This is a genomic window from Thermostichus sp. OS-CIW-30 (assembly GCF_054060215.1).
Genome location: NZ_JBSSCZ010000001.1, coordinates 121,631 through 134,271 on the forward strand (window position 1 = coordinate 121,631; position 12,641 = coordinate 134,271).

The following is a 12,641-nucleotide window of genomic DNA, read 5'->3' on the forward strand; positions in this document are numbered from 1 at the left end:
CTGCCCTGACCTAGATTGCAAAACGCCCATCAAACCGTCCTCGCGACACGAAGCCTAGCAACAACCCCGCCAAAGGCAGGATGAGTCCCTGTTGCCAGAGCATCCACTCGGAGTCGTTTTAAAAACTTAGGTTGATCCGTGACCCCCCTTTCCCTCTGGAAGAGGGGCTGGGAATAGTCGCGGAAGCGGCGCGGAGCGCTTTTGCCAAGTCCAGGAAAACCGTCAGATCTGTTCTCTCTGAGGGGGCTCACACCCATGGGGAGCCAGCTCCCGGCTAGCCCTTGCAGAGCCGATACACGGGCAAAGTGAAATGAAAGCTGCTGCCTTTGCCCAAGGAAGACTCCACCCAAATCTGGCCGTAGTGAGCGCGCACGATCCGTCGGCAGAGGGAAAGGCCGATGCCATAGCCCTCCTGCTGTTGATCCCGGGACAGACGGACAGAATCGGAGAAGATGCTCTCTTGGTCGGCTTCCGGGATCCCAGGGCCAGTATCGCTGACGGTCACCTGCACTTTTTGGCTGGTGCGATGGAGGACATCGAGGCGGATGGATCCCCCGGCGGGGGTGTACTTGATGGCGTTGTCCAGCAGGTTGAACAGAACTTGGCGGATCTTGTCGGGATCCACGTGAACAGAGGGCAGATCCACGGGAATATCCGCTTGAAACTGCAGCCGCTTGCCTTGAATGCGCGGCCATAGCTCCTCGATCACCGCCTGACACAAGCCGGGCAACTGGGTTTCTACGGCTCGAATCCTCAGCTCCGAGGCAGCGCCACGGGCCGACTCCAGGATATCGGTGATCATGCTGTCCATCTTGCGCAGTTGCTGGCGGGCATGGTCGAACAACTGCCGTTCCAGCGCTTTGTCCAGGGATCCCTCGCGCCCCTGCTGCAGGGTTTCGACCGCCAGAGCCGTGGCCGTCAGGGGACTGCGCAAATCATGCACCAGCATGGCCAGAACGCGATCTTTGAAGTCCAACTGCTCCCGCAATTGGGCCCGCTCCTGCCGCAGCAAAAACACCTCTTCCGACATTTGCAACAGTGCCTCAGTGGTTGGAGGGGAGGTGGGATGCTGTCCTGCCCCCTCTTGTTCGCGGAAGCGGACCGTAGGTCCATGGGAAGCCATTCGCGTCAGCGGGCCGGAGGCCTTAGCCGCCTGGCCTTGCCAACGGGGCCACCACACTTCCAACTGCGTCGCCAAGTCTTCGCCTGCCAAAACCTGAGCAGGCAAGGGTTCAGCCTTGACCAGAGCCGGGGTCACCACCAGCTTGTAATGCTCCGCCAGGTAGGGGCGCTCCTCCAGCGGCACCACTTCCAGTTGGGCAGGGTATTGGCCGGGCAACCCCTGGATGTGCTGGCGCAGATGTTCCTCAAGTTCGGCAACGACAGCTCGACTCTTGGCAAACAACAGCAGGCGAATGACAGAACAAGCGGAGGTGAGGTCTGGCGAAGTCTGCATAGGCCAAAGTCCAGTCGCGTTAGCGCTCGCGATAGCGGTGCGTAGCACATTGCGTAGCATTAAAGCCAAAGGTTGGCGTTTCAGCAGCCGGGATTGCCGTGCGCTCGTTCGCGGAAGCGGACCGTAGGTCTAACCGTAGGAGCCATTGCTGCTTGTTCCTTCCTAACACTAACCTTGGGAAAAGCTTAAAAAGGGACATGGAGTGTAACAAGAAAGACCCCTCAGCGTGTATCTTTCCCGGCCGAGGAACAGCCGCAGGAGAGTATGGCCAGAACCCGCCCACGGAACTTAACAGAACTTAGTGAAACAGGTAGGCCAGCCCCACCAGCAGGGCCACCAACCCCACCGCCGTCAGGGTGAAGTGCAGCAGGGAGGTCTTGCCTTTGCGCACCATGTTGCGCATGGCCAGGCGGGTATAGCTGGGGGAGGATCCCTGTTGCTCCGCAACGCTTGCGCGAACGCCAACCGACGGAGAATCTGTAGAAGAGGGCTGCGCCATTGGGATAACCAGAGCGATAATTTACCCTACCTTCAGGCTAGCTTAATCTGCTCCTCCGGATAGAGGTGTTTCCCAAGCTTCGACCTTCCCGCTGAAGAAGGGCCATAGCTGTCGCGCGGGGATCTTCCGGTGCCAAAATAACGACAGCATCCCCCTCTTTTGCCCCCCATGTTGCAAGTTCAGCATCTTTCCTACCATCCGGCAGGCGTTTCCCAGCCCATTCTCAACGATCTTTCCTTTGAGTTGGGCCTGAACCAGTTGGGGCTGATCGTGGGCAAAAGTGGGGCGGGCAAGAGCACCCTGCTGGAGATTTTGGCTGGCTTGGCGCGGCCCACCCAAGGACGGATTACCTGGGGAGGGGCAGAACTTTCCCCCAACCGCTTGCGCAGCATGGCGGGGTTGGTGTTTCAGTTTCCAGAGCGCCACTTTTGCGGCTTGACGGTGCTGGAGGAAATGCGCTTTGGTTATCCAGAGCTACAGAGAAAAGAGATCGAAAACGCCCTCAGACAGGTGGGATTGGAAGGGATCCCTCTACATACCTCCCCAAACCGCCTCAGCGGCGGGCAACAGCGGCGCTTGGCCCTGGCCGTCCAGTTGATCCGTGGCCCGTTTTTGCTGTTGCTGGATGAGCCGACGGCAGGATTGGATTGGTCGGTGCGACGGCAGTTGATCGAGCTGTTGGCTCGGCTAAAGTCCACCTGGACGGTGTTGGTGGTTTCCCACGACCCGGAGGAGCTGTCCTCCATTGCCGATGTGCGGTGGACATTGCAGGCGGGATCCCTGAAGCTGTTGCCGACGGAGGCTTTGCTTCACAGGTAGCGGCGGGGATCCACCGGTTGGCCATTGACGCGCACTTCAAAGTGAACATGGGGCCCGGTGGAGAGGCCGGTGGAGCCGGAAGCAGCAATTGCTTGCCCCCGCTGTACCTGCTGGCCTACCCCAACGGCAACGCGGCTGTTGTGGGCGTACAGGGTGGTGATGCCGCCCCCGTGATTCACAATCACCGTGTAGCCATAGCCGCCGTACCAGCCGGCGTAGATGACGGTGCCCCGGTCGGAGGCTCTCACCGCAGTGCCGGTGGGCACACCAAAATCGATCCCCGCATGAAAGCGGCGACTGCGGTAGATGGGGTGAACCCGCCAGCCAAAGCCGCTGGTGATCGGCCCGCGCACCGGAGCGATGAATCGGCCCGTCCCTTGAACGGGATCCCTGCCCCCCTGCTGTTGGGCCTGCTGGGCGATCAGTTGCTGGATGAGGAGAGTCAACTGTTGGGAATCGGCTTCCAGCCGCCGTTGGGCTGCTTCATAGGCCGCGCGTTCGTTGGCCAAGCGGCCCACCAGTTGCTCTTGGGCGGCAGCCTGCTGCTGCAGTTGATTCTTCTGGGCGGCCAGCTCCTGCAAAATCAAGGAAATCTCGTTGCGCTGCATCTCCAGAGCAATGCGCTGTTGATCCACCTCCTTGGCCATTGCTTGCAGCTCTTGGATCAACTGCCGATCCGCCTCGATCAACAGTTGCAGTTGGTGGCGGCGGTCGAAAAACTCGTTTAAGTCACGGCTGGTGAGCAGCAAAGCCCACCAATGTTCGGCCCCCTGTCGCTGCATGTAGCGCAAACGGGCAGCCGTGCCCTGTTGCTGCCGTCTCAGGCGGTCTTCCAGCTCCTGTAGCTCCTTTTGAGCTTGCTCCAGGGCTTTCTGGGCTTGTTCCAGACGATACTGATTGTCGCGAAGGCTGGATTCGGTCTGTCGAATGTTTTGCTGCAGGGATCCCATGCGGCGGCGGGCTTCTTCTTCTGCTTGGCGCAGTTCTCCCAAGCGGCGCTGAGTGCTCTGGATTTGGTGCTGGATCTGCTGCTGCCGCTGTTGCAATTGGTTGACATTCTGCGCCTGAGACGGGGCAACCCCCCCCAGTCCCCCCAACAGCAAGAGGGTGAGCAATCCGAGCGCTATCCACCCTTTTAGCCTGTGTGCCCCACGACTGAGACTCGTCACTCCTCACACCCTCTGCGACTGACCCATCGACCCTAAGGATACAAAGATCCCCACGGATCTGAATCGGGCCTGAGCTGGCTATTTAGGGCTACTCCGAACAGCAACAGAAGAGCCAGACAGTAGCGACTCCACCTCCGGATCCCACAGGCCTGACGGCATGCAACTCAAGCGGCAGCAACCTCAACGGACTAGAAAAACTAGGAAATGACGATAAACTGGCCGCTCACCTGCTGGCAAACCTCACGCTTAGAAGGCCAACCAAAAAGTTGCCTCATACAGACGGGATACCTTGCGGCACCTTTGGTTTGAGGAATCTTCCTCCTCTTCTCTGCTGAGTTCAGCACCGGTTAGGGAGACAACAAGGCCAGAGCAGGAACCAGCAACGCCGTGAAAAGCTGGGAAAAGCAAACACTCCGGCAAAGGCCACGAACGCGCAAACAGTTGCCCCTATAAAACACCGGCTTTGCTTGTTCCTGAGTCATCTGCTAAGCTTTCCCTTGAAAGAAAAGACGTTTAGGCTTTATGGTTTGTCATTATTTCATTGGCAGGCTGACTTTTTCGTTTTTGGATTGCAATTAAACTTAAGCTAAACCCAAGCAACTGCAAAACACTGAGCGGGTATTTTCCTACAGATGGCATTCGAGGATGCTGAGTGCAGTTTCAGAAAAGGGTCACAGCACCCCTGGTTACTCCATCTGTGGCAGCAGCCGCTGATTGCCGTGATCCGCCTCTGGGCCAGCCCAGCCCAAGCTCTCGAGGGAGCCATGCTGGCCATCCGAGCCGGGATCCGCCACATTGAAATCACCACGCAAGTTCCCCAATATTTGGAGCTGATTGCCCAACTGCGACAAGACCACCCGCAGTGTTGGATAGGGGTGGGCACTGTTCTCGATCGGCAGGTGGCGGAGCAGGCTTGGCAGGCAGGAGCCCAGTTTTGCGTTTGCCCCTTAACCGATGAGCAAGTCATCCGTTGGGGTCGGGAGGTGGGGCTGCCCATCGTGCCCGGTGCCCTCACCCCCGGCGAGATCTGGAGGGCGTGGCAGGCGGGGGCAACGGCAGTGAAGGTGTTTCCGGTGGAGAGCATGGGGGGATCCCGCTACCTGCGCCATCTACAATCGGTGCTGGGATCCCTGCCGTTGATCCCCACCGGGGGAGTCACCTTGGCCAAGGCAGCGGAATACCTGCAAGCAGGGGCCTGGGCAGTGGGCATTGCCGGGGATCTGTTCCCGACAGAGGATTTGGACTCAGGCTGCCATCTGTTGGAGAATCGACTGCGACAGGTGCTGCAGCAGCTTGCGGAGCAGAGAAACAAAACCTGGCCCAATCTGGGCAAACCAGTAGAATAAGGGGCGTGGTGTGAGTGAGGCCCGCATGGATGGATTTTTAGATCTCTATCTGCAATTCAACATCCCCAGCCCGGTTGAAGAAGCCACTTGGCGTCATTGGTTTGAGATCTGGCTGAAAGAGCTGGGAGTCCAGGAGCCATGCGAGCTCAGCCTTTGCCTCACTTCCGATGAGCACATCCGCCAGCTCAACCGCGAGTTTCGCCACCTCGACGAGCCTACCGACGTGCTGGCCTTTGCCGCACAGGAGATGCTTGCCCCCTTTGAGATCCAAGACGTAACGGGGGTACGCCTGCTGGGGGATATTGTGATTTCGGTGCCCACCGCCCGCGCACAGGCCAAAGCGCAGGGGCATCGTCTCTCGCAAGAGTTGGCCTGGTTGGCCAGCCACGGGTTGCTCCATCTGCTGGGGTGGGATCACCCGGATGAACTGTCCCTGCAGCGCATGTTGCAGCAACAGCGACAGTTGCTCGCAGCCATCCAACTGGATGGGGAGGTGGCCCATGGCCAACAGCCCTAGTCGGTTGCCGGAGCGTTCTCGCCTGGCGGTGTTCCGGCGGCGCGTCCATTCCGGGCCCACCGGTGTAGACCCAGCGCCTATCTCTGAGGCCGATCCCGCAGCAACTGCCGAGCCTTCGGGGATGGATCCCTGGCGACGCCCCCCCTCTTGGCAAGTGGCTGACAACCTGGGCAAAAGTTTTTACTACGCGGGCAAGGGCTTGGTCTATGCCATCTGCACTCAGCGCAACTTGCGCATCCACATGGCGGTGGCGGTGATAGCCTTTGGCCTTGGGCTGGGCCTGCGGCTGAGCGCTGTGGAAATGGCCCTGATCAGCCTGACCAGCGGCTTGGTGATGGCGCTGGAGCTGGTGAATACCGCTCTGGAAGCAGTGGTGGATCTCACCCTGGGCAGCAAGTATCACCTCTTGGCCGAGATCGCCAAAGATTGCGCGGCGGCAGCGGTGTTGATGGCGGCAGTGGCATCCTTGATGGTGGCGGCTTGGCTATTTCTTCCGCCTTTGGTGTTGCTGCTGCAAGACGGCTTCCCGGCAGCAGGGTAGCTCCCCGATTGGACAGGAAGTTTCCTATCCAGACGGCTGGGAGTGGATCACCACCCGTCCTCCCTGCCGATCCAGATTGAGCAGTTTGGCCTCCGCTTCAATATCCAACTGCGCCCAAGCGCTGACCATCGCGGATCCCACCCGTTCCCGATTCTCGGGAGCACAGAGGGCCAGAAGAGTGGGGCCGGCTCCGCTGATCACCACCCCATAGGCTCCGGCAGCCATGGCTGCAGCTTGAACCGTTTTGAACCCAGTGATCAGCTCCATACGCGCCGGCTGGTGCAGCCGATCCTGCAGAGCCACCTTCAGCCAGTCCACCCGCCCCGACTGCAAGCTGCGAATGAGCAGGCCCAGATGGCTGCTGGAAAAAACCGCATCCGCCAAGCTGACGGATTTGGGCAGGATCTCGCGGGCCGCTTGGGTGGAAAGCTTAAAGTTGGGCACTACGGCCAAGATGCCAATGCTCTCATGCCACTCCACCGGACAGAACACCCATTGCCCCTGCTGTCCCTGCACACAAAGCTGACAACTGCCCTGCAGGGCGGGCACCACATTGTCTGGGTGGCCCTCCAAGGCAATAGCCAGTTGTAGAAGGGTTTCGGGAGCTAAGTTGAGTGCTCCAATGGCATTGGCCCCCAGTAAGCCGCCGACAATGGCGGTAGCAGAACTGCCCAACCCCCGCGCCAGGGGCACGTTGAGGGTGATTTCGATTTCTACCCCCGGCACAGGCTTACTCAGGAGCTCAAAGGCGCGGCAAAAAGCCCGGTACACCAGGTTGTCCTTGCTCTGGCTAATGTGGTCGCTGCCACGGTAGTGGATGCTGAGGCCAGAAGGGATCTCGCGAAAATAGAAGTGATTGTAGAGCTCTAGGGCTGCACCGATGCAGTCGAACCCTGGCCCCAAATTGGCGGTGGTGGCCGGGACGATGACCTCTACGCGTTCTTTGACCAAGGGGACAACTCCTCAGTGAACGGTGGGTAACTCAATGTCTGCGGGCTCCCATTATCCTACGAACGATGGCCAGACCTTGGATATTCTCGCCACCTCTGCTCGGTCTGCAGCTCGCCGAGGCAAACGCGCTGATCCAGCGGAGCTTTTGGACTATCCCGAAAGGTTTCTGACCATGATTGGTTCTTGTGACTTATTTGTGACTTCATTGAGTATCGGGAATGTTGGGCCTGTTTCAACTCCAGCCTTTGCCATTGGCTGAACCCATCAGGGATCCTGAAAGAAGTGGGGGAGGGATTGAGGGGTGCAGGGGCTGTCTTGGTTGGTGTTGGGTTTGAGCTATGTCGGGTTGGGACTGGGATCCCTGCCTAGGTTGCGTATGAACCGGGCCACCATCGCCCTGGTGGGATCCGCCCTGTTGATTGGCTTGGGGACCTTGTCGCTACGGCAGGCTTGGGAAGCCATTGACCCGACCACGATTGTGTTTCTCCTGAGCATGATGGTGGTAAATGCCAGCTTGTCCTATGGGGGGGCTTTTCAGTTGGCTTTGCTGGGCTTGATTCGGGTGAGCCGCAGCCCCTTTGGTCTGTTGATCATGCTGGTGTTCGGCAGCGGGCTGCTCTCGGCTTTCCTGCTCAACGACACGCTGGCGCTGGTGTTTACTCCCCTGACTTTGCAGGTCACAACGGTGCTGGGGTTAAACCCGATTCCCTATCTGCTGGGCTTGGCGGCAGCCACCAACCTGGGATCCGTCGCTACCCTGAGCGGCAACCCGCAGAATATCCTGATCGGCTCCTTCTCTGGGATCGGCTATCTGGAGTTTGCTGCCCAGATGACCCCCATTGCCGTGGTAGGGCTGCTGCTGGAAGTGGGGTTGCTGTGGTTGTACTACCCTGAGGTGCGCTCGTTGAAACCCTTTGCCCAGGTGCCTTGGCTGCCGCTGCGGCTCTATCCGCCCCTGTTGCGCAAGAGCGTGGTGATTACGGGGGGGCTGTTTGTGGCCTTTGTAGCCGGACTTCCCTTGGCAGAATCGGCTTTGGTGGCGGCGGCCCTGTTGTTGATTACCCGTAGGCTGAAGCCAGAGCGATTTTTGGAGCAGGTGGACTGGAATCTGCTGGTGATGTTTTCCGGGCTATTTATCCTGACGCGGGCAACGGGAGAGCTGGTCACTGTTTGGGGGATGAGCTTGGGATCCTTGGCAGAGAGTCTGGCGGGATCCCCTCTTGCCCTGCTGAGTAGTGTGGCCGTTTTATCCAACCTCATCTCCAATGTGCCGGCGGTGCTGTTGCTGCAATCGTTCCTGCCTCGGCAGGAGACCACCGCTTGGCTGTTGCTGGCTGCCGGCTCCACTTTGGCGGGCAATTTGACTCTATTTGGGGCGGTGGCCAATCTGATCACGGTTGAGGCAGCGGCCAAAAAAGGCTACGTGCTCTCGTTTGGGGAACATCTGCGCTTTGGCCTGCCCCTCACTCTCCTAACCCTGGGGTTCAGTGGGTTGTGGCTGTGCCAGCCTTTCCTGTCTTCTCCACCGCTCAGATGACCTCTGTCGAGGGATCCAGTGGGGCTGTGACTGGCTTGTCGGGATCCCTGTGTATGATGGGAAAAAGAGTTTAAGAAACGTAACGTGTCTTCTCCGCTATCGCAGGCAGTTATTTTGATCACAGGGGCAACAGGGGGTATCGGCAGCGTCCTGGTGCCCATGCTGGCTCAGGCCGGATCCCATCTGGTGTTGGCCGCTCGGCGAGAAGAGCCCCTGCGAGCTCTGGTGGAGAAATCAGCCTCTTTGGGGGCTGCCTCTGGATTGGGGATCCCTACTGATGTGACGGACTATGCCCAGGTAGAGGCCCTGGTCAACCAAACGGTGCAAAAGCATGGGCGCATTGACGTGCTGATTAACCTGGCCGGGGCCGGGATCCTGAAGCCTGCTCCCCAGCTAACCCCCGCAGACCTGGAGCGAATGCTGGCGGTCAACCTGAAGGGCAGCTTCTACACCAGCCAACTGGCTGCCAACCCCATGCGGGAGCAAAAATCCGGCCACATCCTCAATTTTCCCGGCGTCCTTGGACGTTATCCCATGGCGATGGCCTCTGCTTACTGTGCGGCCAAGTTTGGGGTGGTCGGGTTTAGCAAGTGCATGGCCGATGAGCTGAAGCGCTTTGGGGTCAGATTTACGCTGTTTTACTTCGGGGGCATCGACTCACCCTTCTGGGATCCCATCAGCCTGAAGGTGCAACGAGACAAGATGCTCAGCCCTGCCACGGCTGCGGAAGCCATCTGCTTTGCCCTTACAGCGCCCGCTGGTGCTGTACCGAGCGAGATAGTGTTGCAGCCGGAAAGCCACCAATTCCTTTGACCAAGTGTTTTGCCGTCCTTTTGCTGGGGTTGAGGCGGCAGCAGCTTGTCTTTTGGTGAAACAAGCGCTCGAGTTTCTCTCTTGGGCTCCCCCCGTCTCAATCTTGCTCTCTGCAGCCCAAAGCGCCAGCAGGGATCCTCATTTCTTGGCGGCAACGTTGGATCAGATCTCCCGACACCCCCACCAACCGTCCTAGCCATTCGTCCGGCACAGAAGCAAGCAACGCCGGCCCAAACTGCTGATGAAGATGCTGCCAGAGAAGGGCAGCCCGCCGCGGCTGGGGTAAGCCTCTGTCAACTTTTGCAGGATCTCGGTGCTGCGAGCGCGACGACGATAGCCCCACTGACGCTCCAAAAAAGTGGCAGGGGCCTGCAGATACACTTGGCCAAAAGGACTCCGTCCCGCTTACGCGATCGGCAAAACCGCTCGGCAATCGCGATCGATGGCCAGGCCAACGGCTGCACCAAACTCCAGCAGCTCGACAATATGAGCTTTCTCCAGCAACAGCCCATGGGATCCCATTCCCTTAACCAGCCAAACCTGACCGCTGCGTACCTGCTCCAGAAGGGTAGAGGGATCCCGAAGCCTAGCCCAGAGTGGCGGTTCAACCTGCTTTCCAGGGCACGTCTGACCCGTACAGCCCAGTGAGTCAGAGCCGTTGATGGGTGTGGGGGTGCTGTTTGATGTTGTCGGCATCCTTCACCTCCACAACCGCGTTGAGGATCCGTCGGGGCTCAACGCTGTGATTGAGCTTAAACACCCCCCGCTCTGGAGTGCAGGTTTGGTGCAGGGGGATATGGCGAAACTGGGGCTTGTTGCGATAGGTGCGGGCCGCTGCCTGCACCCGTTCCACGAAGTCTTCTCCCAACAACACCCCTGGCGGGAAAACATCGGCAGGCAAAGTTGGGATCCCGTTGTTCACGATCTCGGCATAGGTTGTGGCGTAGAGGAGAAGATAGGAAGTGCTGCGGCGTTCTTGGGCCAGGCAGTCCAAATCGGCAGCAGGCACCGGCTCGGCCACCAAAACCTCTACCAGGCGACCTTCCTGATCCTGCTGGAAGCAAGTGGCCACTCCCAGCACCACGTACTGCAGTCCTTGCACTGGGCTGGAGCCAAGGTGAGTTTGAGCAGTATCCGACATCGGTGCCGATCTCCAAGCGGGGGAGCGAACTTTCACGGCTCCGGCAAGCGCCAAGATCCCTCAAGCCGGGCGCAGTTCTCACCATAGCAACAATTTTTGCGTCGGGCAGCGGGAGCTGTTGCAAGATAGAAGGCGGATCCCAGCCCAGCTCTCTGTAAAGGATGGCAAGGGCGGCACTTGGCTGCAGGGATCCAAACTTTGCTTTACCCAAAAACTGGGCCCTCAAGGCTCACGGCTCGCTGACGCAGTCGCGACAGCTTGCGGAGCAGTAGGGAGCGGCTTTGTGCTATGCTGCCGGCAGCGGCAGGGTAGTCAACCGCTGCAGAAGCCCAACGGTTTAACGACTGGGTCAAACCCAAACAAATAATAAATAAATAGTTTTGTAATAGTTTTTTGTTGTCTGCAACAACACCCTAGGGCAGGGGGAAGCCGCCTTGAAAAAGAAAACCACTGGGGAGACAAGCGCCGCTGTCGTAGAGGGGAAACCTTCTTGCGAAAGCGAGACGGAGTCCTTTACGGTAAGTGCTGTCACGGAACCAGTAACTGGAATCCTCGCCCTCTAGAGCAGGGAGCATGTCAATGGGGCAAAGCGGGGTCAGTACTGCCCGAGGGGAGCAAGGGGTTGGGTTCCAGGCACCTTTGGCAACCCTTGATTCATCATTATCTAGGAAATACTTGCTCTAAGGATCCGACCATGGCGGATGGCGAATACAGACCAGGCTTGGAAGGCGTTCCGGCCACACGCTCCAACATTAGTTTTGTGGATGGCCAGGCGGGGATCCTGGAATATCGGGGCATCCCCATCGAGGAATTGACCGCCCACAGTACCTTTCTGGAGACAGCCTACTTGCTGATCTTTGGAAAGCTGCCGACCCAATCGGAGCTGGACAACTTTGATCAGGCAATCCGCAGTCATCGACGGGTGAAATACCGCATCCGCGACATGATCAAGTCGTTTCCGGAGTCGGGCCACCCGATGGATGCTCTGCAAACCTGTGTGGCGGGCTTGGGGCTGTTTTACCCGCTGCGGGAGATGGATCCCGACTATGTGTTCGGCACCGTCACCCGCTTGCTCTCCAAGCTGCCGACCATGGTGGCCATGTTCCACCAGATGCGACAGGGCAATGATCCCATTCCCCCGGACGACAACCTGGATCATGCTGCCAATTTCCTATACATGCTCTCGGGCAAGAAGCCGGATCCCTGGTTGGCCCGCATTTTTGACATCTGCCTGATCCTGCACGCCGAGCACACGGTCAATGCCTCTACGTTTGCCCTTCTGGTGAGCGCTTCCACGCTGGCTAACCCCTACAGCAGCCTGGCCACGGCGGTGGGTACCCTTTCGGGGCTGTTGCACGGGGGGGCCAACCAACAGGTGATGATGCTGCTGCGGCAAATCGGCTCGGTGGAAAATGTGCGCTCGTTTATCGAGGAGAAGCTGGCCAAAAAACAGCGCATCATGGGCATGGGCCACCGAGTCTACAAGGTGAAGGATCCGCGGGCCACCATCCTGCAGCGGCTGGCCGAAGAGCTATTTGAGCGCTACGGCCACGACAAGTACTACGACATTGCCCTGGAGGTGGAGCGGGTGTGTGAGGAGTTGTTAGGGCCGAAGGGGATCTACCCGAATGTGGACTTCTACTCAGGGTTGGTCTACGCCAAGTTGGGGATCCCAGAAGATTTGTTTACACCGGTGTTTGCCATTGCCCGAGCGGCGGGTTGGCTGGCCCATTGGCGGGAGCAGTTGTCCGATAATCGGCTTTTCCGACCCACCCAGGTGTACACAGGTGAACGCCAGCAACGCTACATCCCTATAGAAGAGCGGGGTTGAGAGCCGTTTGACAGGGCGCTG

Annotated in this window: 14 protein-coding genes; 7 read left to right on the forward strand and 7 right to left on the reverse strand. The window is 58.9% G+C overall.

Annotation, left to right across the window (positions count from 1 at the left end):
* Positions 1 to 274: 274 nt before the first annotated feature.
* Together ACVWZF_RS00595 and ACVWZF_RS00600 are read right to left on the reverse strand one after the other, a co-directional pair.
* The gene (locus ACVWZF_RS00595; RefSeq protein WP_457410575.1) at positions 275 to 1,456 is read right to left on the reverse strand and encodes a histidine kinase; all 1,182 of its coding nucleotides are present in this window, start codon (positions 1,454 to 1,456) and stop codon (positions 275 to 277) included.
* 298 nt (positions 1,457 to 1,754) lie between these two features.
* Positions 1,755 to 1,955, reverse strand: coding sequence for a DUF3285 domain-containing protein (locus ACVWZF_RS00600; protein ID WP_011433491.1), 201 nt, complete (start codon positions 1,953 to 1,955; stop codon positions 1,755 to 1,757).
* A 168-nt stretch (positions 1,956 to 2,123) separates the two neighbouring features.
* On the opposite strand from ACVWZF_RS00600, the gene ACVWZF_RS00605 reads away from it, so the two are divergent.
* Positions 2,124 to 2,774, forward strand: a complete 651-nt coding sequence (locus ACVWZF_RS00605) for an ABC transporter ATP-binding protein (RefSeq protein WP_011433492.1) — start codon at positions 2,124 to 2,126, stop codon at positions 2,772 to 2,774.
* On the opposite strand, the gene ACVWZF_RS00610 is transcribed toward ACVWZF_RS00605, so the two are convergent.
* Positions 2,765 to 3,889 carry a murein hydrolase activator EnvC family protein gene (locus ACVWZF_RS00610; RefSeq protein WP_457410576.1) on the reverse strand — a complete coding sequence of 375 codons (1,125 nt, stop codon included), beginning with the start codon at positions 3,887 to 3,889 and terminating at the stop codon, positions 2,765 to 2,767. The two genes, ACVWZF_RS00605 and ACVWZF_RS00610, sit on opposite strands and share 10 nt — an antisense overlap.
* A gap of 686 nt (positions 3,890 to 4,575) precedes the next feature.
* Between ACVWZF_RS00610 and eda the strand changes: the two genes are divergently transcribed.
* The 3 genes from eda to ACVWZF_RS00625 are packed head-to-tail and all read left to right on the forward strand — an operon-like array spanning position 4,576 to position 6,347.
* Positions 4,576 to 5,289 (forward strand): bifunctional 4-hydroxy-2-oxoglutarate aldolase/2-dehydro-3-deoxy-phosphogluconate aldolase, encoded by a 714-nt coding sequence (eda, locus tag ACVWZF_RS00615; protein WP_457410577.1) that lies wholly within the window; start codon positions 4,576 to 4,578, stop codon positions 5,287 to 5,289.
* A gap of 25 nt (positions 5,290 to 5,314) precedes the next feature.
* Positions 5,315 to 5,806: an rRNA maturation RNase YbeY gene (gene ybeY / locus ACVWZF_RS00620; protein ID WP_457410578.1), complete on the forward strand. Its 492-nt coding sequence runs from the start codon at positions 5,315 to 5,317 to the stop codon at positions 5,804 to 5,806.
* Positions 5,790 to 6,347, forward strand: a complete 558-nt coding sequence (locus tag ACVWZF_RS00625) for a diacylglycerol kinase family protein (protein WP_457410579.1) — start codon at positions 5,790 to 5,792, stop codon at positions 6,345 to 6,347. The genes ybeY and ACVWZF_RS00625 overlap by 17 nt, the downstream gene beginning before the upstream one ends.
* Positions 6,348 to 6,371: 24 nt before the next feature.
* Here the strand turns inward: ACVWZF_RS00625 and thrB are convergent, their stop codons facing one another.
* The gene (thrB, locus tag ACVWZF_RS00630; protein WP_011433497.1) at positions 6,372 to 7,298 is read right to left on the reverse strand and encodes a homoserine kinase; all 927 of its coding nucleotides are present in this window, start codon (positions 7,296 to 7,298) and stop codon (positions 6,372 to 6,374) included.
* A gap of 301 nt (positions 7,299 to 7,599) precedes the next feature.
* Between thrB and ACVWZF_RS00635 the strand changes: the two genes are divergently transcribed.
* Positions 7,600 to 8,835, forward strand: coding sequence for an anion transporter (locus ACVWZF_RS00635; RefSeq protein WP_457410580.1), 1,236 nt, complete (start codon positions 7,600 to 7,602; stop codon positions 8,833 to 8,835).
* Positions 8,836 to 8,919: 84 nt separating this feature from the next.
* Positions 8,920 to 9,648 carry an SDR family oxidoreductase gene (locus ACVWZF_RS00640; RefSeq protein ID WP_011433499.1) on the forward strand — a complete coding sequence of 243 codons (729 nt, stop codon included), beginning with the start codon at positions 8,920 to 8,922 and terminating at the stop codon, positions 9,646 to 9,648.
* 192 nt (positions 9,649 to 9,840) lie between these two features.
* Here the strand turns inward: ACVWZF_RS00640 and ACVWZF_RS00645 are convergent, their stop codons facing one another.
* From ACVWZF_RS00645 to ACVWZF_RS00655, 3 genes are read right to left on the reverse strand one after another with little or no spacing between them, the layout of a single operon-like run.
* Positions 9,841 to 10,029: a hypothetical protein gene (locus tag ACVWZF_RS00645; RefSeq protein WP_011433501.1), complete on the reverse strand. Its 189-nt coding sequence runs from the start codon at positions 10,027 to 10,029 to the stop codon at positions 9,841 to 9,843.
* Between the two features lie 24 nt (positions 10,030 to 10,053).
* Positions 10,054 to 10,344: a hypothetical protein gene (locus ACVWZF_RS00650; protein ID WP_148202743.1), complete on the reverse strand. Its 291-nt coding sequence runs from the start codon at positions 10,342 to 10,344 to the stop codon at positions 10,054 to 10,056.
* Positions 10,298 to 10,789 (reverse strand): hypothetical protein, encoded by a 492-nt coding sequence (locus tag ACVWZF_RS00655; RefSeq protein ID WP_011433502.1) that lies wholly within the window; start codon positions 10,787 to 10,789, stop codon positions 10,298 to 10,300. Before ACVWZF_RS00655 ends, ACVWZF_RS00650 begins: the two co-directional genes overlap by 47 nt.
* 694 nt (positions 10,790 to 11,483) lie before the next feature.
* Here ACVWZF_RS00655 and ACVWZF_RS00660 point away from each other — a divergent pair.
* Entirely contained in the window at positions 11,484 to 12,620 is a 1,137-nt protein-coding gene (locus tag ACVWZF_RS00660; protein WP_011433503.1) for a citrate synthase, read from the forward strand.
* Positions 12,621 to 12,641: the final 21 nt, after the last annotated feature.